The sequence below is a fragment of the Streptomyces sp. NPDC048211 genome (assembly GCF_043202315.1).
Classification (GTDB): Bacteria; Actinomycetota; Actinomycetes; order Streptomycetales; family Streptomycetaceae; genus Streptomyces.
On sequence record NZ_JBIDAD010000002.1, the window covers coordinates 1,333,993 to 1,360,621 of the forward strand.

Genomic DNA, 26,629 nt, shown 5'->3' on the forward strand with positions numbered 1-26,629 from the left:
GATCAACCGGTCACTCAGGGGATCAGCAGCCAGTCCGAACCGATCGCCGCCACCAGACCGACGCCCAGCAGCCAGCTGCCGAGCCGGGTCCGGCCGTTCCTGCTGAGCTCGATCACGATCCCGCAGAGGATGAGCGCGAGCCCGTACACGCCGACCACCAGAACGGAGGACCGGCTCGCGATCCGCATCCCGAGAACGACCGCCATCGCCGCCATCCCGACCGAGGAGAGGACGATGCGCAGGCGTCTCGCCTGCCGCGGCGTCAGCCGCCGGTCCCCGTCTTCCGAGGCATCCTCAGCCTCCTCGGTCGCCGAGGTCTCCCCGGTCGCCGCGGATTCTCCGGATTTCTCGGTCTCTTCGGTTGCCTCGGTTGCCTCGGTCTCTTCGAGGACGGTTATCGGCGCGTCCACGGCCTGGTGCTGGTCCTGGTCAGAAGTGCTCATGACGCCGGATGCTAATGGTTTTGCACGACAGTGTTCACCGCTCCGGGTCAAGGGAAGGAAAAGCAGGGTGAGTTCGGCGCCATCGGACTCCGGTGCGGCCAGGCTCCCACGATCCGGTTCCGGTGCGGTGCGGCTCCCGCGCTCCCCGTTCCGGCGCAACTCCGCCGGATCATCGGGAGGCGGCCGGCACCTCCGCCGGCCGGTCGCAGATCCGGAGACCGTGTCTCCTGCTGTCCGGTCGCAGATCCGGAGTCCGTGCCGCCCGCTGTCCGGTCGCAGGCCAGGCGCCTGTGCCTCCTGCCGGCCGGTCACGGGTCCGCCGTACCTCCCGCTGTCCGGTTGCAGGCCAGGAGGCCCGTGTCACCCGCCGTCCGCTCGCAGCCGCGGAGCCTCCGCGGCCGCGTCGACAGTCGGGGCGCCCGTGTCCTCCACCCGCGTGGCCAGTTCCAGGGCCCAGCCGGTCAGTGCGCCGATGCCGATCCCGTACGGCGGCGCGGCTTCGGCTTCGTCCCCGGCCGTCGCGGCGCCGGTCCCCGCGGACGCGTCCACCCCGCCGGACCCGGCGAACTCCGCCAGTGCCGCAGCGCCCCGCCGCAGCAGCCGTGCCCCGCCCGTCACGTTCCCCCGTGCCGCGTGGGTCAGCCCCACGGCCAGCTGGGCCAGCCCGCGCCACAACTCCCGCTCCGTCTCGGGTCCCGACTTCCACGCGTCCTCGAAGACTTCGTGCGCGTGGAACGGCATTCCCGCGTCCAGCAGTCGTTGAGCCTCCCGCACGGTGTCCGCGGGAGTGCGCACCACGCCTTCGGGCTGCCGCTCCACCCCCGGAGTGCCGTACGGCAAGGGGCGCCCCAGCCCGTCCCGGGGGCGCGCGTTGTGCGCCCGGCCCTCTGCGTCCCGGTCCCTGCGAGTCTCGTCCACCCGTCGATTGTGCCCCGTACCTGCGACGAACTGCCCGAACCACTGTTGGTGGGCCCCCGCGCACGACTAGGCTCGACTGTCATCGATACGACTTTGGGGGAGGGTAGGCATGAAGCCGTCCCGGCCGCTGTACGAGCGAGAACCGGAACTCGCCGCTGCCGCAGAAGCCGTTGACGCGCTGTGCGGCGCGCAGGCGACCGGCGGGCTGCTGGTCTTCAGCGGCGAAGCAGGCATCGGCAAGACAGCGCTACTGGCCGAGATCCAGACCATGGCGGCCGACCGCTGCACCGTGTGGTCCGCGCGCGGTGGTGAGACGGTCACCTCGGTGCCGTTCCACGTCGTACGCCAACTGCTCCAGCCCGCGCTGGACCAGTTCCCCGCCGACGACGTGAAGGCTCTGTTCGGCGCCTGGTACGAGATCGCGGCACCGGCTCTCGGCCTCGTCGAGCCGACCGGCCCGCAGCCCGACCCGCAGGGTGTGCGCGACGGCCTCGACTGGGTCGTCTCCCAGCTCGCCTCCCGGTGGAGCCACCGCCCGCTGCTCCTGCTCATCGACGACGCGCACTGGGCGGACGGCGAATCCCTCGCCTGGCTCGCCTCGTTCACCGCCCGCCTCGGTGAACTCAAGGTCCTGGTCGTCCAGGCACACCGTCCCGAGGAGCTCGCAGCCCGCGAGGCCCAGAGCATCGCGGCGGGCAGCCATCCGGCGCAGGTGCGGGTCGCCCTGCGCGCGCTCACCCCCGACGCCACCGCCGAACTGGTCAGGGCGGCACTCGGGGAGCACGCGGACGACCCGTTCTGCCGCGAGGTGTGGGCCGTCACCGGCGGCAACCCCTACGAGGCGGTCGAACTCGTCGCCAAGGTCCAGGACCGTGAACTGGCCCCGCTGGAGGAGTCCGCCGGGCTGTTGCGCGAACTCGGGGCGTCGGCCCGGGGCAGCGGCCTCGTCGCCCGGCTCGAACGGCTCGGCACCAACGCCAACCGGTTCGCCTGGGCCGCCGCCGTCCTCGGTACGGACATCTCGCAGGACCTCGCCGCCACCCTGGCCGGGATGAGTGCCGCCGAGGCGGCGGACTGCACCGCCCGGCTGCGCGAGGCCCGTATCGTCAGCGGCTTCGACCCGCTGGAGTTCGTCCACCCCCTGATCGCCACCGCCGTGTACCGCTCCATCCCGCCTGCCACCCGGACGGCCATGCACGGCAGGGCCGCCTGGGCGATCGCCCGGGCCGGACTCGGGCCGGCCGCAGCCTCCCGGCACCTGCTCGAAGTCCACCCGGACGACGACCAGGAGCTGGTCGAGCAGCTCCGGGCCGCCGCCAACCAGCACCTTGCGGTCGGCGCCCCCGAGGCCGCCCGGCGCTGTCTGGAGCGGGCGCTCCAGGAGCCCCCGCGCCATGACGTGCGCGCCACCCTCCTCTACGAACTGGGCTGCGCCACGCTGCTCAGCTCGCCGCCCACCACCGTGCAGCACCTGCGGTCCGCCCTCGACATGCCCGGCCTCGCCGACGATCTGCGGGTCGACGCCACCTACCGGCTCGCCGCCGCGCTGTCGCACAACAACCAGCTGAAGGAGGCGGCGCTCGCTCTCGCGGCCGAGGCCGAGCGCACGGCACCCGGACCGGGCCTGATGCGCCTGCAGGCCGCCCACTTCCTCTGGGAGGGCATGCAGGCCACCGAGGACGACGGTCCCGGCCGCTCGCGCCGGCTCGCCGCCAACGCGGACCACCTCACCGGCCGGGACAACGCCGAGCGGGCACTCCTCACACTGCGCGCCTTCGACGCGATGCTGCGCGGTGAGAACTCCCAGCTGATCGTGGACCTCTGCGAACGCGCCCTGGTCAACGGCCACCCCGCACGCGGCCTCGGCTGGACCGACACCGAATGGGGCTTCGAGCTCCCGACCCTGCTCGGCATCACCTACGCCTTCACCGACCAACTCGACCGCGCCGAGGAGCTCTTCGGCGAGGCCGTGCGCGCCTTCGAGATCTCCGGCTGGAGCGGTGCCCACCTGGCCTTCGCCCACACGCTGCTCGGTCTGGTCCACCGCCGTCGCGGCCGTCTGGCCGAGGCCGAGGGTTTCCTGCGCGAGGGACTCCGCCTCGCCGACCGTGTGGGCAGCGGACTGCCCGTGCACTGGGACGCCGCCTGTCTGCTCATCGATACGCTGCTGGCCCGGGGCCGCATCACCGAGGCCCGCAAGATCGCCGACACGTACGAGTTCGGTCTGCCCTACCCCAGTGCCATGGTGCTGCCCGACGCTCCGTGCGTCCGCGGCCGGCTGCTGCTCGCCGAAGGCCGTACGAAGGAGGCCGTCACGGAGCTGGAGGCGGCCGGCCAGGCACTCGAACCGCGCGGCAGGTTCAACGGTATCTGGGGCCCCTGGGCCGGTGACCTGGCCCGGGCCCTGGCCGACGACGACCCGGGCCGCGCCGCCCAGCTCGCCAACGCGGCGCGGGTGCACGCCGAGCGGTTCGGTACGGAGACGGCCATCGGGGAGGCGCTGCGCTGTGTCTCCCTGTTCGCCCGTCCGGAGGAGGCCGCCGAGCTGCTGGGCGAGGCGGTCCGCCACCTGGAGGGATCACCGGCCGCCTACGAGCTCGCGCTCGCCCTGTTCGACCACGGCGTCGCCATCCGGTCGCCACGTGAGCTCGCCCGCGCGCACAAGCTGGCCACGGCCTGCGGCGCCGAGGCGCTGGCAACCCGCGCCCAGCAGGCACGGGCGTCGATCCGGTCCGCGGAGTGAGGTAATGTTTGTCCTGCGCAGCCGCCCGGCAGGTCCGGGGGACTGGCAGCGGGACGTGGCGCAGCTTGGTAGCGCACTTGACTGGGGGTCAAGGGGTCGCAGGTTCAAATCCTGTCGTCCCGACTCGAAAGAGTCGCAGGTCAGGGGCCGTTTCAGAGCAATCTGAAACGGCCCCTCGACCTTTTTCGGGGACCGGACGGGCCGCACGTTCCACGCCGCGCTTCGCGACGCCGACGGGGGTCCGTGCGCCGGGCGCAGCGGCGACGCGACGACACATTCAAGTCAAGTCACCCCAGGATCGGCCGCTTCGGGCCGGGGGAGCTCCCTGCTCGAAAACAAGCCAGTCGCCGGCGCTGCCGTCGTGCCCGTCGCCGATGCGATGCGGCGGTCCGCGTCCGTGGCGCGCCCACCAGGACCGGACCGCGCGCAGCTGCCCCTTCGCGTGCTCCCGGACGCTGCTCGCCTGCTCCGGGGCCGCTGGGCCGCATCGAGTCCGCCGAGTCGCCCGGGCCGCCCCGGGTGGGATCCATGGCCTCGAACCGAGCGGGGCCGGGGTGCGGCGCTCAGCCACCGATTACCCCGGGGAGGGCCTTCGCTGACGGTGTGAAGGGAGGGGGGCTGCCGCTGAACTCCTGGTGTTCCAAGGCCGGATGAGGTCTGTAAGTGCTGCGATGCGGATAGTTAGTGAGTATCCTCTCACTATGAGTCCTCCTTCGTCGATGATGCCGTCGGTGCCGCCGCTGGCCCGTTGGTTCGCCATCGCAGTGGCCGCCCTGGCGCAGTTACTGGCCATGCTCAACGTCGCCGTCGCCACCACCGCCCCTTCGGCGCGGGCCGCTGCCCAGGTCTTCGACGCGGACACCCGACGCATGACCGTCCTGTGCGCGTGCGCCGTCGCGTGTGTGCTGGTGACCTGCGCCGCGCTGCGCCGTAGCCCCGACCCGCGGCCCGCGGTCCTGATCGGTCTCCTCGGGAGCGCGACCTGCGCGGCGGTCGCGGTGGCGGCACCCAACTCCGGCGTGCTGGCGGCGGCCTGCGTCCTGGAGGCGGTCTCCGCCTCCTTCGCGCAGTTCGGGGCGCTCTGCCTGCTGTTCGCGGCATGCTCGCGCGCCGCGGCACCGCTCGCCCGGACGTCCGCCGGCCGGGGACCGCTGCGCGCCCTCGCCCTGTTCGGCGTCATAGCGGCCTTCGGAGCGGCCCTGAGCAGGTCCGCCGGCGAACTCCTCACCAAACAGCTCGGCTGGCGGTGGGTGATGTGCGGGATCTCGGTGCTCACGCTGATCACCCTGGTGCTCGGCGTCGTCCTGTTCCTGGGGCGCCCGGCCCTGGTGGATCCCCTGCTGCAGGCGGACAACCGGTCATGGCCCCTGCCGACCGTCCAGGCGCTGGCGGCCGCCGCGAGCGCGCTGGGCCCCTGCCTGGCGCTCCTGTACGGGTGGCAGCACGCCCCGGTGGCCCTGGACCTGGCACCTGTCTGGACCCTGACCGCCGCCGTGGCCCTGGCGACGCGCGCCATATGGGAAGGACGCCATACCCCGGGGAACAGCCGGGCCCCGATCCCGGCTCCGGCACGGACACGAGTGCTCGGCAGCGTACGGTCCGACGACGGCAAGCCGTTGGCCCGTGCCGCACTCACCCTGCTGACCCCGGAGGGCGACGACGTGGCCCGCACCCGCACCGGTGCCGACGGGCGGTTCTCGCTGGACGCGTCCGGCACCGGGGGCTTCGTCCTGGTCGCCGGCGCAGGAACGTATCACCCGGCGGTGACCGAACTCACCCTGCCCGCCGAGCAGCCCGCACCGCGCCACCGGCTGACGCTCGTCGCCGACCCGGTGCGCGTCGGCACGCATGTGGTGACCGGGCGGGTGTGGGACGCCTCGGACGGCATCCCCGTGCCCCGGACCCGGGTCGTCCTCATGTCTCCGGACGGCGCCCTGACCACCGTACCCACGGACACCGGAGGCCACTTCACCCTGGACGGACTCGCCCGCGAGACCTACACGCTCGTCCTCCTCCACGAGGACTACCGCCCCTCGGCGATGGTCCTGCAGATCACCTCCAACGGCCCGTCCCCGCTCGACGTCGTCCTCACCCCCCGCTCGGAGTTCGGCCGCCTGGAGGGAGTGATCCTCAGCGAGCGGGGTGTGCCGGCACCGGGGGTCCTGCTCACGCTCACCGACGAAAGCGGTCTCGGCCTCACCACCACCACGGAGCCGGACGGCCGGTACCGGTTCGCCGATGTGCCGGTGGGGGACTACACCCTGGCCGCGGGCGCGCCGCCGGCGGTGGCCGCGGTGCGCATCGTGGAGGCGCCCATCGAGAAGAACCTCTCACTGCGCACGCCGCACCAGGAGACCTGAACGGGCCGCGCGCCGGACGGCGCGCGGCCCGTTCAGGTTCCTCGGCCAATGGAACCGGCTACAGCAGGACGGCGTTCGACTGGAACCGGGCAGGAGACAGATCGTCCCGGCCGCTGATGCTCAGCTTGCGGTACACCCGGGTGAGGTGCTGCTCGACCGTGCTCATGGTGATGTGCAGCTTCTGCCCGATCTCCCGGTTGGAGTAGCCGAGCGAGGCGAGCATGGCCACCTTTTCCTCCGCCTTGCTCAACTCGTCCCCGTTGACGGCCACGTGGTGATCGTCGGCGGTCCGCTGCTCCGGTACGACGATCTCCTCGCTCGACGGACCCAACTGCGCCACCAAGGACCGCGCGCCGCACGCCTCCGCCACCCGTCGCGCCCGCCGGGCGGTGTGCCGGGCGCGCTGGCTCTCGCCCAGGGCCTCGTGCGCGTCGGCCAGATCCCGCAGCGTCCTGGCCAGGGTGTACCGGTCACCGCAGCCCTTGAGGACGTCGACGGCCCCGCGCAGGATCTCCGGGCGGCGCTCGGGTTCCGACACCGCCGCGAGCTGGCGCAGAGCCAGCCCGTAGGAACGGCTTCGGGTGTCGCCCCGCAGGAGCCTGAGTTCCTCCTCGACCAGGCCCTTGGCGCGCGTGTGCTTGCCCATGCGGACCAGGGCCTCCGCCGCACCGGACCGCCAGGACCCCAGGCCCGGGACGTCCATGTTCCACCGCCGCATCAGCACGCCGACGTCCGTGAAGTCGCGGAGCGCCGCGTGCGGCTTGTCCATGGCGAGGTAGTAGTGGCCGCGAGCCGAACGGTAGTGCAGGGAGCTGCGGTTGTGCACGGTGGCTTCCTGACCGGCCAGCTGGAGCGCGTCGCCCGCCTCGTCGACGCGTCCGGTGGCGAGTTTCGCCAGGACGAGGGTGGCCACGGGGTATCCGATGTCGGACCCCCACTCCCGGGCGGGCAGCTCGGTCAGGGCGTCCTGCGCGGACTGGGCGGCGGTCTCCAGATCACCGGTCTGCAGAGCGCTCTCCGCGCGTAGATGCAGCAAGGTCGCAGACCAGGAGGGCGCCTTCATGCGACAGGCCTCGGCGAGCAGTTCGGTGCACCTGCGGCCCACGGACGGGGCCCGTCCGGCATAGACCAGGGCGGTCAGGCCGGACACCAGCGGGTCGAAGGTGTGCTCGTTCAACTGGTAGACGTGCAGAGCCTGTTCCGCCTCGCTGACCTCGCCCTCCCCGGCGGTGCCGCGGAGTACGGACCCGAGCAGGTCGGTGGTCCACCGCTGCAGCGCGTTGCGCTCCGACATCGGCCGCGTCCTGCTCTGTTCGCCGTGCTCGTGGGTCAGATACTCCGCCACACCCGGGAACGCCACGGACAGCCAGGTGCGCAGCAGATACATCTCCTCGGCCATCTCCGGGGCCGAGTCGGCCTTCTCCACGAGGCTGTGCAGGAGCTTGCGCGCCTCCTGGAGCTGGCCCCGGTGCAGCAGGTAGCGTACGAGCAGGAAGTCGTACGAGGTGATGTGCCGCTCGGGCTGCTGACGGGCCATCATGATCGGTGCCAGCAGGCGGAATGCCGTTCTGGGGCTGTGTCTCCACAGCAACTTGGCGAGTGCCGCCAGGATCGCCGCCCGTTCCCCCTTGTCGGCCGCGAGCAGATGGGCCCGCTCCAGACACACTTCCGCCTTGCGCGGATGGCCGCTGTCGAGCGCGTGGTCGGCGGCCTCCTTGAGGGCGGTGACGCCCCACGTGTCCAGCCGGCTCCCGTCGTCCGAGTCCGCTTTCGCTCCGAGGAGGTGTTCGGCGACGTGCTCGCTGGGCGCCCCGCTTTCGTACAACAGGCGTGCGATGCGCAGTTGCAGGGCCGCGCGAGGCTCGTCCGCGATCTGGTCCCGGACGGATCTCCGGGTGGCCGGATGCCGGAACCGTCCCTCGTGCAGCAGCCCGGTCGCGGTCAGTGCGTGCAGTGCGCGCTCGGCCGAGAAGCCGCCGATCTTGAGGACCTTGCCGATCAGTTCGGCAGACGCCGCGTTACCGATGAGGGCCAGGGTCTGTGCGACGTCCCTGGTTTCGGAGTCCAGCCGGCCCAGAAGGAGGGACACGGCTTGCCGAAACGATTCACCCTCAAGTCGGTCGGGATCGGCAGCCTCGCCGCCGCCCGCCGCCTCGATATCGGCGGCCAGCGCGGCCGTCAGCAGCTGGTTGCCCCCGGTGAGTTCTTCGCAGACGTCGGTCAGCGACTGCGCCGCCGCGGCACCCAGGCGCTCCGCCAGCAGTTTCGTAATGCCCCTGCGACTGAGGGGCGAAAGCTTCAGATACAGAAGCTCCGGCTGCCTCATCAATTCCGCACGGAAAAGCGGGTGTGGTGCGCGTACCCCGTCCGATTCGACGAAAACCATCACGATTCGAGTCAGTCTGATGCGGCGTACGAAATAGAGAAGAAAATGGAGGGAAAGCGGGTCGCTGTGCCGCGCGTCCTCCACCAGAAGAATGATCGGTTGCTGCTCCGAAGTGGCCACCAAAATGGCCCAGAGTCTCTCCGCTATTTCCGCATGCGACTGATCGATGGTGGGTGCAAGCGGATGTTTCACGCATGCGACACCGGCCTCGATCAGTTTCTCGGCGGCATGGGTGCGCTCGGATGGCAGGCCCGCCCCGGCGAACAGCTGCTGGATCACGCCGAGTGAGACGCCCGCCTCAGCAGGTGACGAGGTGGCGCTGAGCACCGAAGCGCCCTGTTTTGCCCATCGTTCGCCGGCTTCCCGGGTCAGCGTGGTCTTTCCGGTGCCGACGGCGCCGCTCACGACGACGGCCCTGCCGCGCCGCCGGACCGCCTCCTCCGGAAGACGGTCGAGAATGGAAAGTTCTTCGTCTCTCTCAATTAAAGACACGAATATCATACCCCCGTTTATCCGACGCCTCGCCTTCGGATGGGAAATGCCTCCGGCGATGAAGCCAGCGAAAAGATGTCCTGGGGGTAGGCACGCCTGCCCCGCCCCCCATCAGGCCTTGCCGTCGTCGAGTAAAGCACACGAATCGCAAAGAACCGATAAAGTCTTTCCCATGAACGCATATGTTTGCAGGGGGCTGCGAGCCTGGGGGCGCGGAAGAGTAAAACGGAGGTTTCGGGTGCCGTTCGCATAGTGAACGAAACTTTGAGGCGGTCGATACGGGTAGAGAACTGCCGCGGTCTTCTTCGGACCCGCGGCGACGTCCGGCGATGCCCTTGCGGCTGCGTCCGATCGGACGTCCGGTCAGCCGGCCGAGGCGCTCCCTTCCAGTACGTCGGCGGCGCGTGCGGTCCCACCTGCCACGCGTATGTGCTCACGCATCTCGTCCACCCGGGCACGGATCTGCGGCGATGTCGTGGCCGTGGTCACCGCGGCGTGCACCTCCGCGGCCGAGGGCTCGCCGCCGGACAGCAGCACGCCCAGTCCGAGTTCGACCGCCCGCCCCGCGTCGATGGCCTGCTCCCGGCCGTCCGCGGCGAGGACCAGGGGTGTACCGCAGGCGAGAGCCTCCATCAGACTCCCCATCCCGGCCTGGCACACGAAGGCGTCCGCGTGCGGCAGCACGGCCAGATGCGGCAGCCAGCGATGAACCTCCACGTTCGGCGGGAGCGGCGCGAGTTCCTCGGGGGAGACCCCGTTGTTGCCGAGGGTCATGACGACGTGCCAGGGCCCGTCGGCGAACGCCTTGACGCAGGCGCGGAAGAACTCGGGGCGATTGCCGTACGTGGTGCCGAGCGATACCAGGATGACGCGGCGCCCGTCGGCGGGCGGCTGCCAGGCACCGTTGGCCGCCTCGAAGTCCAGGCAGGGCCCGACGAAGGCGTAATGGTCGTCGAAGAGGTCCCCGCCCTTCTGGAAGGCGCGGGGGAAGAAGGCGATGCGGTTACCGCCGAAGCCCGCGGCGAAATCCCTCAGCGAGTAGTCCCCGGCACCGTGTTCGGCCAGGAAGCGCGACATCGTCTCGTGGAACGTACGGATCGCGGGGCGCGGTGCCGCGTCCTCGGCACCCTCGACCAGCTTGCCCAGCGAGAAGGATTTGACGCCCTGCCCGTGCGGCAGGAACACCGGGAACATCTCCACGCCGGGGCACTTCCACCGGCGCGCCAGGAGCCGCCCGGCCGCGTTCATCGCGGAGTCGTAGACGAGCGCGTCCGGGGGCGCGTCCGCGAACCGGGACGCCAGGACCGGCACCAGTGCCTCGGCCTCGGTGACGGCCATGGTCAGCGCGAGGGCGATCCAGTCCTCGGAGTCCGCCGGGATCGCCGTGGCGATGTCGCGCACCGTGGACGGATAGCGCAGCACCTCGGCGCCGGTGGCCGCCACATCGTCGTAGAACTGCTCGGCCGTCGCGTAGCTGACGTGGTGACCGCGGCGGACGAGCTCCGCCACGATCGGCAGGGTCGGCCGGACATGGCCGTGCGCGGGGGTCGAGAAGAACGCGAACCGCCGCCTCACCGGCGACGCGGCCGGCGCAGAGGGGACGGCCGGGTCGAAAGGCACTCGGGACACGGGCGGTATCTCCTGGGGAAGGCGGTGGGCGGAAGGGACGGCACAGTACGGGTCAGCGGGTCCGCAGGGTCTCGCGCACCCGGGGGGCCGCCGCGACCGCCTGCCGGGCGATGGCGCAGACCCGGTCGATCTGCTCACCGGTGACACCCGTGCCCGTCGGCAGGGAGATCACCCGCTCGCCCAGGGCCTCCGAGTGCGGCAGTGGAAGCGGGGCGTGCCGGGCCGGATCGTGGAGGTAGGGCTCGGTGCGGTGGCAACCGGGGTGGAAGTGGGTCCGGATCAGGACGTTCTCCGCCCGGAGGACCGCGGCGAGCTCGTCGCGGGTGAGGCCGGCGTCCGCCGCCTCGACCTCGATGACGACGTACTGGTGGTTGGCGTCCTCGGGCGCCGGGTCGCGCAGCAGGATGCCGGGCACGTCGGCGAAGCCCGTGAGGTAGCGGTGGTGGTTGGTCCGGTTGATGTCGATGAGCGTCGGCATGTTCTCCAGCGAGGTCAGCCCCATCGCCGCAGCCACCTCCGTCATCTTCGCGTTGGTGCCGATGCCGGAGACGTATTCGCCCTCGCCACGACCGTAGTTGTGGATCGAGCGGACCCGCTCCGCCAGTTCGTCGTTGTCGGTGACGATCGCGCCGCCCTCGAAGGAGTTGATGAACTTCGTGGCGTGGAAGCTGAATACCTCCGCGTCACCGAAGCCGCCGACCGGCCGTCCGAGGTGCCGGCTGCCGATGGCGTGGGCGCTGTCGTAGTACAGCGCGATGCCGTGTTCGGCGGCGAGGTCGGCCAACTGCTGCGTCGGCGCGGGGTTTCCCCACAGGTGCACGCCGGCCAGCGCGCTGGTGTTCTCGTTGATCAGCTTCCGGGCGTGCTCGGGGTCGATGTTCCCGGTCTTCTCGTCGATGTCGCAGAAGACCGGGGTGACGCCCTCCCACAGCAGGGTGTGCGCCGTCGCGATGAAGGTGAAGGACGGCAGCACGACCTCGCCGCGCAGCCCGAGGGCACGGATGAGCACCTGCAGGGCGATGGAGGCGTTGCAGGTGGCGATGGCGTGCCGCACCCCTGCGGCCTCGGCGAGGCGTTCCTCGAACTCCTTGACCAGCGGGCCGAAACTCGTCAGCCAGCGGCGGTCGAGCGCACCCCTGATGCGTTCCATGACCCGATCGGGATCGAGCACGTTGGGGCGGCCCACGTGCAGCGGTTCGGTGAAGGCGGGAGTGCCGCCCAGAAGGGCGAGTTCGACGGAAGTACGCGTCATGATGGGTTCACTTTCGGCTCTGCGCACGGATCGGCGGGCACGGAACGGGGGTGCGTACGGCCAGGGGGCGCCCCGGCCGCCGGGGCGCCGGCCTTCCGGCGTCGCCCGGCGACGTCCGGTTCGTGGCCGGGCCGGCCTTCGGCGATGTCCGGCTCTCCGCCCACGCCCGGCCTGTGACGACGAAACGCTGTGGATGGCCTCGGGGCCGGTTTCCGGCAGCGAACCGCCGTCGGTGACGCCGGGGCCGGTATCTGACGATGACCCGCTACTGGTAGCGCCGGACGAACTCCCACAGGGAGTCGGTCATGTAGGTGGTCATCTCCTGGTTGATGCCGGGATAGACGCCCACCCAGAAGGTGCGTTCGGTGACGATGTCGCTGTTGGTCAGCTCACCGGACACCCGGTAGGGGCGGTCCAGATAGGCGGGATGACGGGCCAGGTTTCCCGCGAAGAGCAGCCGCGTGCCGATGCGACGGGATTCCAGGAACTCCACGACGTCGTTGCGGCCGAAGGGCGCGTCCTCGGTGAGGGTGAGGACGAATCCGAACCAGCTGGGGTCGCTGCCGGGGGTGGCGGAGGGGAGCAGGAACCAGGGCAGCCCGTCCAGCCCCTCGCGCAGCCGGCGCCAGTTCTCCCGCCGGGCGGCACCGAACTCGTGCACCCGGGTGAGCTGGCTCAGGCCCAGGGCGGCCTGGACGTCACCGGCCTTCAGGTTGTATCCGACGTGCGAGAAGATGTACTTGTGGTCATAGCCGTAAGGGAGTTCGCCCAGCTGGTAGGAGAACCGCTTGTGGCAGGTGTCGCTCTCGCCGGGTTCGCACCAGCAGTCGCGGCCCCAGTCGCGCAGTGACTCCACGATGCGGGCGAGCACCAGGTTGCTGGTGAGGACGCAGCCGCCCTCGCCCGTGGTGATGTGGTGAGCCGGGTAGAAGCTGACCGTGCTGAGGTCGCCGAAACCGCCGGTGAGCTTGCCCTTGTACGTGCTGCCCATGGCGTCACAGTTGTCCTCGACCAGGAAGAGGTCGCGGGAGGAGGCCAGTTCGGCTATCTCCTGCACCTCGTAGGGGTTGCCGAGTGCGTGCGCGATCATGATGGCCCGGGTGCGCGGGCCGATCGCCTCCGCTATGCGCTCGACCGTGGTGTTGTAGGTGCCCAGCTCGATGTCGACGAAGACCGGGGTGAGCCCGTTCTGCACGATCGGGTTGACCGTCGTGGGAAAGCCGGCCGCCACGGTGATGACCTCGTCCCCCGGGACCAGCCGGGCGTCCCCGAGTACGGGGGAGGTCAGGGAGGCGAGCGCCAGCAGGTTGGCGGAGGAGCCGGAGTTGGTGAAGTGCGCCTTGCGGACGTCGAGTGTCCGGGCCAGCGTCCTTTCGAACCGCCGGGCGGAGACTCCCGCGGCGATCCGCATCTCCAGCGCCGCCTCCACGAACGCCATCCGGTCTTCTTCGCTCAGTACCGCTCCGGACGGCAGGATCGGTGTGACGCCGGGTTCGAAAGCAGAGGTCCGCCGGGAGGACTCCTGATCGTATTTCCGTACCAGCTCCAGGATCTGTGTCTTGGTGTCCACCTCGGACTCGCTTCCTCCGTGCGTCGTTGTGCGGTTGCGGACGGTCGTCCGCGTGGTGCGTGGAATATCCGCGAATGCCGGTGACGACGACCGCCGCGAAAGGGAATCCTGCGGCGATGGGGGCCCGTTGGCCCAGGACTTCGAAATCGTCCGTCGCCGGTGATCCTACTGAGGGGCCGAGCCCGAGGGTCAACCCCTAAGCGTTCGGCGGCCACCCCTATTCCACGGCCTTTCACGGACCGGGGATCAGGGGGTGACGGGTTCGGCCGGGGCCTTTCCGCCGTCCGAGGGTGAAGCCTGCGATTCGGGGCGTGAGTTGACGAGCCAGAACACGGCGATGGTGCCCACGGCGATCAGCACGCTGGACCACGTGGCGGCCACCGCCGTGCCGTGTACCAGGGCTCGCGCCGTGTAGTCGGCGGACATGTGCCCCGTGGGATGAGCGGTGACGAAGGACGCGATCGCGCTGGCCGCGATGGTGTTGGCGAGTGCCAGGCCCACGGAACCTCCCACCTGCTGGGAGGTGGTGCGGAACGCGGCCGTGATGCCCCGGTCGTTCGGCAGGGTGCCGTACATGACCATGTTGGTCGCGGACGGGGTGATCAGGCCGAGGCCGAAGCCGAGCACCGTCCAGGTCGGCAGGATCGTGCCCAGGTAAGTGCTTTCCGTGGACATCAGGTTGAACATCGCGACGCCTGCCGCGATACACAGCAGACCCGGCCCGATCAGCCAGCGGGAGGGCACCCGCGGCATCAGCCTGGCGGCGATCTGAGTGGCCGCGACCACGGTCACCGCGACCATGGGCAGGAACGCCAGGCCTGCCTTGACGGGGCTGTAGTGCATGATCACCTGGAGCTGGTAGGACGCGAACAGCGAGATCCCCAGCAGGCCGAACTCGGCGAGCGCCACGGCGAGGAAGGAGCCGGCGCGGTTGCGGTCGCGTACCACCCGCAGCGGCAGCAGAGGCTGCTGCGCGCGCGTCTGCCGCAGGACGAATCCGGTGAGCAGGACGGCGGACAGTGCGAGCAGTACGAGCACCCGGGTCGATCCCCAGCCGTGTCCCTCCACCTCGGAGAAGCCGAAGACCAGCGCGGCCATGCCGGCGACGGTCAGCAGGACGTCCTGCACGTTCGGCCGGGCGGTGCGGTCACCCCGTACGTTCGGAAGCAGCATCGGGGCCGCGGCGAGTGCCAGAGCGGCGATGGGCACGTTGATGAACAGGCACCAGCGCCAGGACAGGTACTCGGTGACCATGCCGCCGACCAGCAGACCGAGGATGGCTCCGCTGGCGATGATGCCGCTGTAGATGCCGAAGGCCTTGGCCCGCTCCTTTTTGTCGTCGAAGAGAGCCGTGACCATCGACAGCGTGGAAGGGGAGAGAATGGCCGCGAAGACACCTTGCAGGGCCCGTGCGGCGATGAGCCAGCCGCCGCTGGTGGCGCTGCCGCCGACGGCGGACATGATGGCGAAGCCGGTGATGCCCACCATGAAGGTGCGCTTGGGTCCGAAGCGGTCGGCCAGCCGGCCGCCGAAGAGGAGCAGGCTGCCGAAGGCCAGGGTGTAGGCGGTGATGATCCACTGGCGGTCGGCAGACGCCATGCCTAACGACTTCTGCGCGGAGGGGAGCGCGATGTTGATGACCGTCTCGTCGAGCATGGCCACCAGCTGCGCCGATGCCACGACGGCGAGACCGGCCCAACGGCGCCGGTTCTGGGCCTTGGTGAGGACCACTGCCGGGGTGTCGTTCTCGGTCGTCATGACTCCGGCTTCCCCTCGGTGTTCTGGGTACGGATCTTGCCCAGCAGCTTCGCCAGCGCCACGCGGTCCTCGGCCGGCAACTGCGCGAAGGTCTCGTCGGCCAGCTGCGCGGACGTCTCGTCGATCTGCTGCATCAGGGCCTCGCCCTTCTCCGTCAGCGAGACGAGGATGACCCGGCGGTCGGCGGGGTCGGGCGTGCGCGCGGCGAGTCCGCGCTTCTCCAGGCCGTCCACCAGGGACGTCACGGTGCGCGGTGCCACCCCGTGGGCCTGGGCGAGGACGGCCATCCGGCGCGGTCCGCCCATTTCGTTCATCTGGACCAGCAGATTGGCCTGGGAGAACGGCACCTGGTGGCCCGCGAAGATCTCGGCCGTGCGGTCGAGCAGGGGGCCGACCACCTCGGCGAACGCGTTCAACAGTGAGTGGGCGTCGGGGACTTCGTCGCCGGGGGCGCTCATCGGCGTGCTCCCGTAGTGCTCGGGGCGGGCCACGGCGAGGAGTGGCGGCCATCTCTTAGTGTGTGTGTACTCATACTGAGAGAGTACACCGTATCTCTGTGTGCGGAGGCCGTCTCGCACAGCGGGCGACGCCCCCGGAAACGACGAACCCACCGGCCCCGCGTGTGCGGGTCGGTGGGTTCGTGGAGTTCCTGCTGGTCAGACGGCGGCGTCCGCCAGCTGCATCACATAACGTCCGTAGTCGGTCGCTCCGCCGGTGCGCCGGCCGAGTTCGAAGAGCTGGTCGGCGCCGATGAAGTCCATCCGGTACGCGACCTCTTCGATACAGGCGATCCGGATGCCCTGGCGCTTCTCTATGAGCTGCACGAATGTCGCCGCGTCGAGCAGGCTGTCGTGGGTCCCGGTGTCGAACCAGGCGCTGCCCCGGCCCAGATCGACCAGCCGGGCCCGGCCCGCCTCCAGGAACTTGTTGTTCAGATCGGTGATCTCCAGCTCCCCCCGGGCCGAAGGGGTCAGCTCACGGGCGAGCGCCAGGGCGTCGTTGTCGTAGAAGTACAGCCCCGTCACCGCCAGGTTCGACGCCGGCTTCTCCGGCTTCTCCTCCAGTGCGATGAGCGTCCCGTCCGCGTCCGTCACCGCGATGCCGTACCGCTCCGGGTCGGCCACCGGGTACCCGAACAGGGTGCAGCCGTCCAGATGTCCCCGCTCGCGCATCAGCATCGTGGGCAGTTGGTGGCTGTAGAAGATGTTGTCACCGAGGATGAGCGCGATCTGCTCGTCGCCCGCGAAGTCGCTGCCGATGCGCAGTGCGTCGGCGAGCCCGTCCGGGCTCGGCTGCTCGGCGTACTGGAGATCGAGCCCCAGCCAGGACCCGTCGCCGAGCAGCTGGCGGTACGTCTCCAGGAACGCCGGAGTGGTGATGATCAGGATCTCCCGGATGTCCGCGCACATCAGCACGGACAAGGGGTAGTAGATCATCGGCTTGTTGTAGACCGGCAGCAGCTGCTTCGAGGCGACATGGGTGACAGGCCGCAATCGTGTGCCGGAGCCGCCGGCCAGGAGGATTCCACGCATGATGTCCTTCCGGCTCCGCGTCAGGGCAGGAGCGCCTTCCACCAGGAAGCGTTCTCCCGGTACCAGGTCACGGTCGACCGCAGCCCCTCGTCGAAGGGGACGCGTGGCCGGTATCCGAGCGCGCGGAGTTTCGAGTCGTCGATTGAATAACGCCGGTCGTGACCGGGACGGTCGGGGATCCATTCGATCGCTTGGTCGGTGCGGTCGAATTCATCGAGGAGAAGGCGGGCCAGCTCCCGATTGGGCAGCTCGGTACCACCGCCGATGTGATAGACCTCGCCCGGCTCTCCCCGGTCGAGTACCAGGCGGATTCCGGCGCAGTGGTCGTCCACATGCAGCCAGTCCCGCACGTTTTCTCCGTCGCCGTAGAGCGGAATCTTCTGGCCGTCCATGAGGAGAGTCAAGAAGCGCGGAATAACCTTCTCGGGGTACTGGTAGGGCCCGTAATTGTTCGAGCAGCGGGTGACGCAGACATGCATCCCGTACGTACGGTGGTACGCCAGGGCCAGATGATCGGCCGCCGCCTTGGAGGCCGCGTACGGCGAGTTCGGGTCCAGGGGCGAGCTCTCCGTCCACGCTCCCTCGTCGATCGACCCGTAGACCTCGTCCGTGGAGACGTGCACGAACCGCTTCACGCCGGCGCGGTGCGCCGCCTGCAGAAGCGTCTGCGTACCCAGCACATTGGTCCGCGCGAATACGGACGGATCGTCGATCGAACGATCCACGTGAGTCTCAGCGGCGAAGTTCACCACGACGTCGTGTCCCGGCAGTACCTCGGCGAGGTGGCCCGCGTCGGTGATGTCCCCCCGTACGAATGTGAATTCCGGCCGTTTCGCGACAGAGGCCAGGTTCGCCATGTTGCCCGCGTAGGTCAGAGCATCGAACGCGGTTATCTCCAGGCCGCCGGACTCGGCGGCGGAGTTCAGCAGAATGTTGCGCACGAAAGCCGATCCGATGAACCCGGCGGCTCCGGTCACCAGGGCTCGCATCTTTTCTCCTCAGTTGACCAGAATCAATGTTGACCAAATCGATCGGCCGCAACTGTAATGGGGTGCCCGGCAGCCGGTCCAGCCCCCTTATGAGGGGGAGAACGCCGGGGGATTTCGGTAGGGGGCGTTAGGGGTTCAGCCCGGGTAGGGGCGGCCGCCTAGATTTCCGGCGAGGCGGCCAGAAGCCGTTGCCGCAGGTCGGGCGGCGATCCCGGTTCGCACCTCGGTCGACGGAAAGACACGGAACTTTCCCGAGAATCTCGGAACGATCCGCCAGCTGCCGCGGCGGGCGGCGTGACACGACACCAAGCCTGGTCACGCCGCCCGCCGCGTCCGGCCGCCTCGCCGGCGAACCGGCTACCGCACACACGATCTCGGGCGAAAGGGTTTGGCACACCATGGAAATGGACCTGATGGGACTGGCAGCGATGGGCTGGGTGGGCAAGTCGCTCGGCGCCGTCGCGGAACTCCGCCTCGCCGACCACCTCACCGAGCGCCCCATGACCGTCGCGGAACTCGCCAAGGAGACCGACACCCAGCCGGAGCCCCTGGAGGCGCTGCTGCGCATCCTGTCCGTGCTCGGCCTGTTCCGGCGCGACGAAGCCGACGTCTACCACACCACCCCCCTGTCGGAGCGGCTGCGCGAGGACCACCCCCAGTCGATGCGGCACTACGTGCTGCTGTCGACCGGTCTGTACGCGGACACCTTCGGAGCCCTCACCCACACCCTTCGCACCGGCGAGTCCGGCTTCCGCTCCCAGCACGGCACCCGTATCTACGAGTACCTGGAGAGCCACGCCGAGACCGCCGACCTGTACGACAAGGCCATGGCCGACCTCGCCCGGCCCGTCGCCTCGGCACTCGCCGAGACCTACGCCTTCGACGGCGTCGGGACCGTCCTCGACGTCGGCGGCAACAGCGGCGAGCTCCTCCAGGGCCTGCTGACCGCCCATCCGCACCTCAAGGGCATCTGTTTCGACCGCCCCGACGTCTGCGAACGCGGCACCGCCGCCCTCGCCGAGCCCGGACTGGCCGCCTTCGCCGACCGCCTCTCCTTCACGCCCGGCAGCTTCCTCGAAGAAGTGCCGGCGGGCGCCGACCTGTACGTCGTCAAGAACGTGCTGCACAACTGGAACCACGCCAACAGCGTCGTCATCCTCAGCCGCATCCGGGAAGCCATCGAGCGCACCGGAGCCGACCGCGCCGCACAGGACCGACCTCGCCTGCTGGTCGTCGAGCCGCTCATCGAGACCGACATCGACCACATCCGCGTGCTGTTCCAGATGGTCGTCTGCGAGGACGGCACCCGCGGCCGCACCGACGAGGTGCAGCGCGCCCAGATCACCGACGCCGGCTTCGAGGTGGCCGGCACATTCCGCCTCGCCACGGGCCACACCGTCCACGAATGCGTACTGCCCGAAGGAGCCTCGTGACCGACCCCGCCCTGTCGGCCGCCGCGCAGGCCTGGAAGCCCCGCACCGAAGGAGACGGCGCAGGCCTCGTGCTCGCCGTGGACTTCGCCGCCTCCGGACGCCCCGAGTCCACCTTCACCGAACTCGCGGGGCTGATCGACGCGCGGCTGCCGCTGTGGGAGACCCGCCAGCCCGCCCCGGCCGCCGCCCGCGCCTACGACGGCGAGGACTTCGTCGACTTCTGGGCGGACGCCGTACGCGCCACCGGCCGGCCGGTACGCGCCGTACTCGGCTACTGTGTCGGCGGCCTGTACGCGGCCCGGCTGGCCCAGCGGCTGGCCGACGCACACGACCAGCCGCCCCTCGTCGTGCTGCTCGACCCCGAGCCGCCCATGGCGGCCGGGATGACCGCCGACTTCCGCGCCGCCGTCTCCCGGCTGTCCTCGGTCCTGACGGAACCCGAGCGCGAGCTGGCGGCCCTGGCCGCCGAGGAGGCCACGCAGGACTTCAACGCGCTCCCCGACCTCGGGGCAGCGCTGGTCAAGACCTTCGACGACATCGCCCGCGCGGCCTTCGAACGTACCGGGCTGCCCGGCGAACTGGCCGACGAACTCACCACCAGCTACAGCGCGTTCGTCTCGTACATCACGGCCGCCTCCGCGTTCGACCCCGTCGGCATGTGGGCGACGGCCACCGCGCTCACCTCCACCGGTGCCGACCCGCACGCCCGGCACGCAGGCCGGCTCGTCCCCGTGGACAGTGCCCACGAGGACATCCTGCGCACCCCGGCCACCGCCGACCTCGTTTCCGGCCTGGTCCTTCGCTCCCCGGCGCTCCCGCACGACCTCGTCGGCGGCCACCGCTCCACAGGAAAGGGTTGATCCACCGTGCAGCCAGTCGAGAAGCCGAAACCGGCCGAAGGCGCCGCGGCCGCGCTGCTCGCCGCGCTGACCCGCAAGCGCCGTCTCGAAGCAGCGACCCCCAAGGAGACCGGGCTGTGGCTCCTGGACCGGCTGCTGCCCGGTGCCGGCATCAACAACGTGCCGTTCGCCGTGCGCCTCGCAGGCCGCCTCGACCAGGAGACCCTGCAGTCCGCCCTCGCCGCGGTGGTGAGCCGCCACGAAGTGCTGCGCACCGTCTACCTCGACCGGCAGGCGGGCCTCGTGCGCGAGGTGCTCGACGCGGACACCCCCGCACCACGCGTGGAGCTCCACCCCACCGACACCCCCGAAGCCGAACTCCGCGCACTGGCCGCCGCACCACTGAAGTGCGACGGCACCCTGATGCTGCGCGTCGCCCTGCTGCGCGGCCCCACCGACGACATCCTCGTCGTGGCCGCACACCACCTCGTCTTCGACGCCATATCCGTGCCGCTGCTGCTCGCCGAACTCGCCACCGCCTACGACGCGCTGAACGCGGGCGGCCCGCTGCCCCCCGCCCTGCGCACCCCCGCCCCGGCCCTCACCCCCGCACCGCCCAGCGAGGACAGCCTCGCCTACTGGCGTACGGCGCTGGCCGGCTTCGACCCGGCGGGCCTCGACCTCGCCATCGGCACCGGGGGAGTACCACGGCCCACCCTGGACGGCGACATCGTCCTGCACATCCTGGGCGACGAGGCCCGCGCCGCGGTCCGCGGCCTCCAGCGCACGGCCCGGGCACCGGAGGCCGTGATCCTCCTGACGGCCTTCTACCTGCTGCTCGCGGGCCACGGCGCCGGCCCCGACCTCGTCGTGGGCTCACCGGTCAACGTCCGGCCGCCCGACGCGCAGGACGCCATCGGCTACCACGTCAACACACTGCCCCTGCGCATGACCGTCGACAGCGGCCGCACCTTCCGCGAACTCGCCGCCACGGCGCGGCAGGTCTTCTTCGGGGCACTCGGGCACGCGGACATCCCCGTCGACGCCATCGCCCACGAGGTCCGCCGCGAGACCGTGTCCTGGCGCGACACCCTCTTCCAGCACATGTTCAACTACGTCCCCCACCAGGACACCGGCAGCGCGACGATCGGCGGCCTGACGGCTCTCCCCGTGCACGTGGAGACCGGCTACAGCAAGTTCGACCTCGAACTGTTCGTGCAGTCGGGCCCGGACCGCGTCGTGCTGCGGGTCCTCTACTGCACCGAGATGCTCACCCGCGCCGACGCCGAGGCCCTGACCCGCCGGTACGAGGCACTGCTGTGCGCCGTCGCGGCGGAACCCGACCGAGCCGTCGGCGAGTTCGACCTGTGGAGCCCGGACGACCACGCGCTGCTCAGCGTCCAGGACGGCGAAGCGGCCGGCGACGGCGAGGCCGCCACGGACGGCTTCCGCACCCGCGCCGACGGGCCGGTCCACAGCCTCGCCGACGCCTGGAACGCAGCCGTCGCCGCCGGCGACCCCTACCCCTGCTCCGTACACCCCGAGCCCGGCACCCACATCACTGTCACCGGACCCACCGGCCGTGGGCTGCCCGCCGGAGTCAGCGGCGACATCGGCACCGTCACGGCCGACGGCACCCGCCCGGAACCGACCGGATGGACCGGCCGCTGGGGACACGACGGCACGCTGCAACTCTTCGGACGCGCCGACCGCGCGCTGCGCGTCCACGACCGGCTGCTGCACCCCGAGCGCGTCGAGGCCGTACTGCTGCGGCACCCCGACGTCACCGACGCCCACCTCGTCCTCGTACCCGGAACCACCGGTCACCCGGAGACCGTCGCCTGCGTGGCCGCCACCGACCGGCCCGGCCTGTCCGAAGACATCGCCGTGCACGCCGCCCGACTGCTGCCGAGGGCCGCCCAGCCCGCCCGGATCCTGCGCCTGGACGCGCTGCCCACCCGCCCCGGCGGCGGCGTGGACACCGAGGCAGCTCTGATCCTGGCGGCCGAACCGCCCGTCGTGAACGAGGAGGACGCCACCGACGGCCTGGTCGGCGAACTCCGCCGTCTCTGGTGCGACCTGCTGCAACTCGACGAGGCCGCGGCGGACGCCAACTTCTTCGCACACGGCGGCCACTCACTGCTCGGAGCCCAGCTCGTCCAGCGCATCGAGCAGGTCACCGGGCACCGCATCAAACTCGCCGACCTCTTCGACAACCCCACGCCCGCGGCCCTGGCGCAACACGTGCGCGTCCTGGAATACGCCGCCTGAACCACCACGAACGCCACTCCGGTGGCCGTGCCGCCGCCTCGGACCCCCGCTGAGGCAGCGGCACATCCCACGGCCGGGACGGTCCGCACAGCACCCGCGGACCGTCCCGGCCCACGCCCTCACCACCACGGCGGCCACACGGCCCCGCCCACCGCAGAGTCTCGTGTGACAAGTCGACGACGGGAGCACCATCGTGTCCGGACGCAGTGACAGTGCCAGCGCCTCCCCGCTGTTCCCCTCGGCCGACGCCGTGGTGCCGTGGGTCCTCGGCGGCCCCGGCACCGCCGCCCTCCACGCACGGGCACGGGCTCTGCACACCCACCTGAGCACTCGATCCGGATGGAGCCGCGCCGGCGTCGCCCACGCCCTGGCCGCCTCCGACCGCGCCCGCGGCGCCGCACACCGCGGCGTCGTGCTCGCCGCCGACGACACCGAAGCCCTCCAGGCGCTGGCCGCCCTCGCCGCCGGCCAGCAGCACCCGGCACTGATCACCGAGGAGACCGACGCGGGGCCCGCCGCCGCGTCCGGCCCCGGCCCCGTCTTCGTCTTCCCCGGGCAGGGATCCCAGTGGCCCGGCATGGCGCGCGAACTCCTCGACACCTCACCGGTGTTCGCCCGTCGGCTGCACGAGTGCGCGGACGCCTTCGCACCCTTCCTGGGCCACTCGCTGCTCGACTCCGTGACCGGCGCGCCGAACGGCCCCGCCCTCGACAGCGCCGACATCGTCCAGCCCGCCCTCTTCGCGGTCATGCTGTCGCTCGTCGCCGTCTGGCAGCGGGCCGGCGTCGAACCCGCCGCCGTCCTCGGCCACAGCCTCGGCGAACTGGCCGCCGCCGAGGTCGCCGGAACCCTCTCGCTGGACGACAGCGCCCGCGTCGTAGCCCACTGGAGCCAGGCCCAGGCCACCCTGGCGGGCGCCGGCGACATGGTCTCCGTCCTGCAGCCCGCCGACCGGGTTGCCGAACTGCTCGCACAGCGCTGGCCGGGACAGCTCGTCGTCGCCGCCGAGAACAGCCCCGGCTCGGCCGTCGTCTCCGGCGACACCGAGGCGATCGGCCAACTCGTCTCCCACCTTCGGGCAACGGGTGTCCACGGCCGTCGCATCGATGTGGGACTTGCCGCGCACTCACCGCACATCGACCGGATCCTGGACCGCATGCGCGCGGACTTCGCACCGATCCGCGCCCACGCCCCGCGGCTGCCCTTCTACTCCGGGCTCCTGGGCGGCACACTCGACGGCGTACCGACCGACGCCGCCTACTGGTGCCGCAACCTGCGCTCCAAGGTCAGCTTCGCCGCCGCCACCCGTGCCGCCCTGGACGCCGGGCACCACACGCTGATCGAGGTCAGCGCGCACCCCGTGCTCACCTCCGCGATGGAGGTCACCGCCACCGCCGCGAGCCGCCCGGCCACCGTTCTGGAGACCCTCCGCCGCGGCGAAGGCGGCCCCGCCCGGTTCCTCGCGGGCCTCGGCACCCTCCTCGTCTCCGGCGGCCACACGGACCTGCGCGCCGTGCTGCCCGCCACCGACGACACCGTCGAACTGCCCGTCGAGGTCCTCGAAGCGGGCCCCGCCACCGACGGCCCCGACACCGTCCAGGGCGAGCCCGGCACCGTACTGCGCGAGCGGCTCGCCCCTCTGGACGGGGCGGATCGCCACAGCGAACTCCTCGCCCTGGTCCGCGTACACACCGCCGCGGTCCTCTTCCCGGACGACACCGACGCCGCCGCGGCCCTCGACATCCGCAGGGCCTTCCGCGACCTCGGAGTCGCCTCCCTCGCCGCCATCGGCATCCGCGACCGCCTGCGCGCGGCAACCGGCCTGCGGCTCGCACCGACGGTCGTCTTCGACCACCCCACGCCCACCGCCCTCGCCGGCCACCTGGACGCCGAACTCCACGGCACACCCGCCGCCACCGACGTCACCGCACCCGTCGCCCCCGCCGACCTGGCCGAGCCCATCGCCATCGTCGGCATGGCGTGCCGCTACCCCGGCGGTGTCGCCGCCCCCGGCGACCTGTGGCACGCCGTCAGCGCCGGAGACGACCTGATCGGCAGCCTGCCCACCGACCGCGGCTGGAACATCGCGGACGGCTACGACCCCGAGATGCGCGGCCCCGGCCGGTTCTCCCAGCGCGAAGGCGGATTCCTGCACGAAGCAACCGAGTTCGACGCCGACTTCTTCGGCATCTCGCCGCGCGAGGCGCTCGCCATGGACCCCCAGCAGCGCCTCGCCCTGGAGACGGCGTGGGAGGCGGTCGAGGACGCCGGACTCGACCTCGCCACCCTCAAGGGCTCCCGCACCGGAGTCTTCCTCGGCCTCATCACCCAGGACTACGGCCCCCGGTCCGGAGAGCCCACCGCCGAAGCGGGCTCGGTCGAGGGGCACGCCTTCCTGGGCAAGACAGGAAGCGTCGCCTCCGGCCGTATCTCGTACGTCCTGGGGCTCGAAGGCCCCGCCCTGACGATCGACACCGCCTGCTCCTCCTCCCTGGTAGCCCTGCACCAGGCCTGCCAGGCACTTCGCACGGGTGACTGCGACATGGCGCTGGCCGGCGGCGCCACCGTGATGCCGAGCACCGGAATGCTCGTGGAGTTCTCCCGCCAGCGAGGCCTGGCCCCGGACGGGCGCTGCAAGGCGTTCTCCGCGTCGGCCGACGGATTCGGCCTGGGTGAGGGTGCGGGGATGTTGTTGGTGGAGCGGCTGAGTGATGCGCGGCGGTTGGGGCATCGGGTGCTGGCTGTGGTGCGGGGCAGTGCGGTGAATCAGGATGGTGCGTCGAACGGGTTGAGTGCGCCGAGTGGTCCGGCGCAGCAGCGGGTGATTCGGCAGGCGTTGGTGAATGCGGGTCTGCAGCCGCGTCAGGTGGATGTGGTGGAGGCGCACGGTACGGGGACGAAGCTGGGTGATCCGATCGAGGTGCAGGCGCTGCAGGCGACGTACGGTCAGGACCGTGCGTCGGTGGAGCAGCCGTTGTGGTTGGGGTCGTTGAAGTCGAACATCGGGCATGCGCAGGCTGCTGCCGGTGTGGGGGGCGTCATCAAGATGGTGATGGCGTTGCGGGCCGGTGTGCTGCCCCGGACCCTGCACGCCGACGAACCGTCCCCCCACATCGACTGGACCGAAGGAGCGGTGCGTCTGCTGACGGAGCAGACGACATGGCCGCAGACGGGCGAGCCGCGCCGCGCCGGTGTGTCCTCCTTCGGCGTCAGCGGCACCAACGCCCACATCATCCTTGAGGAGAGCGAACAGAACACGCCGCCCACCCCCGAAGCCGTCCGTCCGGTCTCCACGGCCCCCGTGCTCCCGTGGACGCTCTCCGCCGCGTCGGCCGCCGCGCTGCGCGGCCAGGCGGCGAAACTGCACGACTTCCTCACCCGCCACCCCGACACCGCACCCGCCGACGTCGCCCTGTCGCTCACCACACGCCGCACGGCTTTCGACCACCGTGCCGTGGCCCTCGGAACCGATCGCGCCACGCTGCTGACCGCTCTGGACTCCCTCGCCCACGAGACGAAGGCCCGCAACACCATCACCGGAAACGGGCCCGCCCACCCCCGCAAGCCGGTGTTCGTGTTTCCGGGGCAGGGGTCGCAGTGGGTGGGTATGGCGGTGGAGTTGTTGGAGGTGTCGGGGGTTTTCGCTGAGTGGATGGGGGCGTGTGGGGAGGCGTTGTCGGAGTTTGTGGAGTGGGATTTGTTGGAGGTGGTTCGGGGTGATGGTGAGGCGTTGTCGGATGTGGGGGTGGTGCAGCCTGTTCTGTGGGCGGTGATGGTGTCGTTGGCGGGTGTGTGGCGGGCGTGTGGTGTGGAGCCGGCTGCGGTGGTGGGGCATTCGCAGGGGGAGATTGCTGCTGCGGTGGTGGCGGGTGGTTTGTCGTTGCGTGACGGTGCGCGGGTTGTGGCGTTGCGTAGTGGGGTGATCGGTCGTTTGTTGGCTGGTCGGGGTGGTATGGCGTCGGTGGGGTTGTCGGCGGTCGAGGTGCGGGGTCGGTTGGTTGGTTGGGAGGGGCG

General features: G+C 70.9%; 16 protein-coding genes, 1 tRNA gene and 1 pseudogene. 7 read left to right on the forward strand and 11 right to left on the reverse strand.

Features of this window, described 5'->3' with window-relative positions:
• Positions 1–14 precede the first annotated feature (14 nt).
• Both ACGFZA_RS12680 and ACGFZA_RS12685 read right to left on the reverse strand, forming a co-directional pair.
• Entirely contained in the window at positions 15–443 is a 429-nt protein-coding gene (locus tag ACGFZA_RS12680; protein ID WP_393678867.1) for a hypothetical protein, read from the reverse strand.
• Positions 444–803: 360 nt separating this feature from the next.
• Positions 804–1,361 carry a DUF309 domain-containing protein gene (locus ACGFZA_RS12685; protein WP_385287464.1) on the reverse strand — a complete coding sequence of 186 codons (558 nt, stop codon included), beginning with the start codon at positions 1,359–1,361 and terminating at the stop codon, positions 804–806.
• A gap of 109 nt (positions 1,362–1,470) precedes the next feature.
• On the opposite strand from ACGFZA_RS12685, the gene ACGFZA_RS12690 reads away from it, so the two are divergent.
• From ACGFZA_RS12690 to ACGFZA_RS12700, 3 genes are all read left to right on the forward strand, one after another.
• Positions 1,471–4,104 carry an ATP-binding protein gene (locus tag ACGFZA_RS12690; protein WP_393678868.1) on the forward strand — a complete coding sequence of 878 codons (2,634 nt, stop codon included), beginning with the start codon at positions 1,471–1,473 and terminating at the stop codon, positions 4,102–4,104.
• 49 nt (positions 4,105–4,153) lie between these two features.
• Positions 4,154–4,227, forward strand: a tRNA-Pro gene (locus ACGFZA_RS12695).
• Between the two features lie 578 nt (positions 4,228–4,805).
• Positions 4,806–6,464, forward strand: a complete 1,659-nt coding sequence (locus ACGFZA_RS12700; protein WP_393678869.1) for a carboxypeptidase regulatory-like domain-containing protein — start codon at positions 4,806–4,808, stop codon at positions 6,462–6,464.
• Between the two features lie 58 nt (positions 6,465–6,522).
• On the opposite strand, the gene ACGFZA_RS12705 is transcribed toward ACGFZA_RS12700, so the two are convergent.
• From ACGFZA_RS12705 to rfbB, 9 genes and pseudogenes are all read right to left on the reverse strand, one after another.
• Positions 6,523–8,553 (reverse strand): LuxR C-terminal-related transcriptional regulator, encoded by a 2,031-nt coding sequence (locus tag ACGFZA_RS12705; protein WP_393678907.1) that lies wholly within the window; start codon positions 8,551–8,553, stop codon positions 6,523–6,525.
• Positions 8,554–8,910: 357 nt separating this feature from the next.
• Positions 8,911–9,351: pseudogene (locus ACGFZA_RS12710) on the reverse strand (AAA family ATPase); the annotation flags it as partial.
• A 354-nt stretch (positions 9,352–9,705) separates the two neighbouring features.
• Complete coding sequence (locus ACGFZA_RS12715; RefSeq protein ID WP_393678870.1) at positions 9,706–10,971, reverse strand: macrolide family glycosyltransferase; 1,266 nt, start codon at positions 10,969–10,971, stop codon at positions 9,706–9,708.
• Positions 10,972–11,023: 52 nt separating this feature from the next.
• Positions 11,024–12,223: an aminotransferase class I/II-fold pyridoxal phosphate-dependent enzyme gene (locus ACGFZA_RS12720; RefSeq protein WP_385287473.1), complete on the reverse strand. Its 1,200-nt coding sequence runs from the start codon at positions 12,221–12,223 to the stop codon at positions 11,024–11,026.
• A gap of 265 nt (positions 12,224–12,488) precedes the next feature.
• Positions 12,489–13,793, reverse strand: coding sequence for a lipopolysaccharide biosynthesis protein RfbH (gene rfbH / locus ACGFZA_RS12725; RefSeq protein WP_385287476.1), 1,305 nt, complete (start codon positions 13,791–13,793; stop codon positions 12,489–12,491).
• Between the two features lie 246 nt (positions 13,794–14,039).
• Positions 14,040–15,551 carry an MFS transporter gene (locus ACGFZA_RS12730; protein WP_393678871.1) on the reverse strand — a complete coding sequence of 504 codons (1,512 nt, stop codon included), beginning with the start codon at positions 15,549–15,551 and terminating at the stop codon, positions 14,040–14,042.
• Positions 15,548–16,009 carry a MarR family winged helix-turn-helix transcriptional regulator gene (locus tag ACGFZA_RS12735; RefSeq protein WP_385287481.1) on the reverse strand — a complete coding sequence of 154 codons (462 nt, stop codon included), beginning with the start codon at positions 16,007–16,009 and terminating at the stop codon, positions 15,548–15,550. Before ACGFZA_RS12735 ends, ACGFZA_RS12730 begins: the two co-directional genes overlap by 4 nt.
• 198 nt (positions 16,010–16,207) lie before the next feature.
• On the reverse strand, positions 16,208–17,083 hold the full coding sequence (gene rfbA, locus ACGFZA_RS12740; protein WP_385287484.1) for a glucose-1-phosphate thymidylyltransferase RfbA: 876 nt from the start codon (positions 17,081–17,083) through the stop codon (positions 16,208–16,210).
• Between the two features lie 20 nt (positions 17,084–17,103).
• The gene (gene rfbB / locus ACGFZA_RS12745) at positions 17,104–18,072 is read right to left on the reverse strand and encodes a dTDP-glucose 4,6-dehydratase (protein WP_393678872.1); all 969 of its coding nucleotides are present in this window, start codon (positions 18,070–18,072) and stop codon (positions 17,104–17,106) included.
• A 398-nt stretch (positions 18,073–18,470) separates the two neighbouring features.
• Here rfbB and ACGFZA_RS12750 point away from each other — a divergent pair, with 398 nt between their 5' ends.
• From ACGFZA_RS12750 to ACGFZA_RS12765, 4 genes are all read left to right on the forward strand, one after another.
• On the forward strand, positions 18,471–19,505 hold the full coding sequence (locus ACGFZA_RS12750) for a methyltransferase (RefSeq protein WP_385289039.1): 1,035 nt from the start codon (positions 18,471–18,473) through the stop codon (positions 19,503–19,505).
• Positions 19,502–20,365 (forward strand): hypothetical protein, encoded by an 864-nt coding sequence (locus tag ACGFZA_RS12755; RefSeq protein ID WP_385289042.1) that lies wholly within the window; start codon positions 19,502–19,504, stop codon positions 20,363–20,365. Before ACGFZA_RS12750 ends, ACGFZA_RS12755 begins: the two co-directional genes overlap by 4 nt.
• 6 nt (positions 20,366–20,371) lie before the next feature.
• Entirely contained in the window at positions 20,372–22,615 is a 2,244-nt protein-coding gene (locus ACGFZA_RS12760; RefSeq protein WP_393678873.1) for a condensation domain-containing protein, read from the forward strand.
• Between the two features lie 193 nt (positions 22,616–22,808).
• Positions 22,809–26,629 (forward strand): acyltransferase domain-containing protein (locus tag ACGFZA_RS12765; RefSeq protein ID WP_393678874.1); only part of this gene is annotated, 3,821 nt, incomplete at its 3' end.

What these genes read in the sequence shown, in the direction of transcription:
- ACGFZA_RS12690 (WP_393678868.1), top strand. Translation starts at nt 1,471, where the DNA reads ATGAAGCCGTCCCGGCCGCTGTACGAGCGAGAACCGGAACTCGCCGCT.
- ACGFZA_RS12680 (WP_393678867.1), bottom strand. Translation starts at nt 443, where the DNA reads ATGAGCACTTCTGACCAGGACCAGCACCAGGCCGTGGACGCGCCGATA.
- ACGFZA_RS12730 (WP_393678871.1), bottom strand. Translation starts at nt 15,551, where the DNA reads ATGACGACCGAGAACGACACCCCGGCAGTGGTCCTCACCAAGGCCCAG.
- rfbB (WP_393678872.1), bottom strand. Translation starts at nt 18,072, where the DNA reads ATGCGAGCCCTGGTGACCGGAGCCGCCGGGTTCATCGGATCGGCTTTC.
- ACGFZA_RS12720 (WP_385287473.1), bottom strand. Translation starts at nt 12,223, where the DNA reads ATGACGCGTACTTCCGTCGAACTCGCCCTTCTGGGCGGCACTCCCGCC.
- ACGFZA_RS12735 (WP_385287481.1), bottom strand. Translation starts at nt 16,009, where the DNA reads ATGAGCGCCCCCGGCGACGAAGTCCCCGACGCCCACTCACTGTTGAAC.
- ACGFZA_RS12700 (WP_393678869.1), top strand. Translation starts at nt 4,806, where the DNA reads ATGAGTCCTCCTTCGTCGATGATGCCGTCGGTGCCGCCGCTGGCCCGT.
- rfbA (WP_385287484.1), bottom strand. Translation starts at nt 17,083, where the DNA reads ATGCGTGGAATCCTCCTGGCCGGCGGCTCCGGCACACGATTGCGGCCT.
- ACGFZA_RS12750 (WP_385289039.1), top strand. Translation starts at nt 18,471, where the DNA reads ATGGAAATGGACCTGATGGGACTGGCAGCGATGGGCTGGGTGGGCAAG.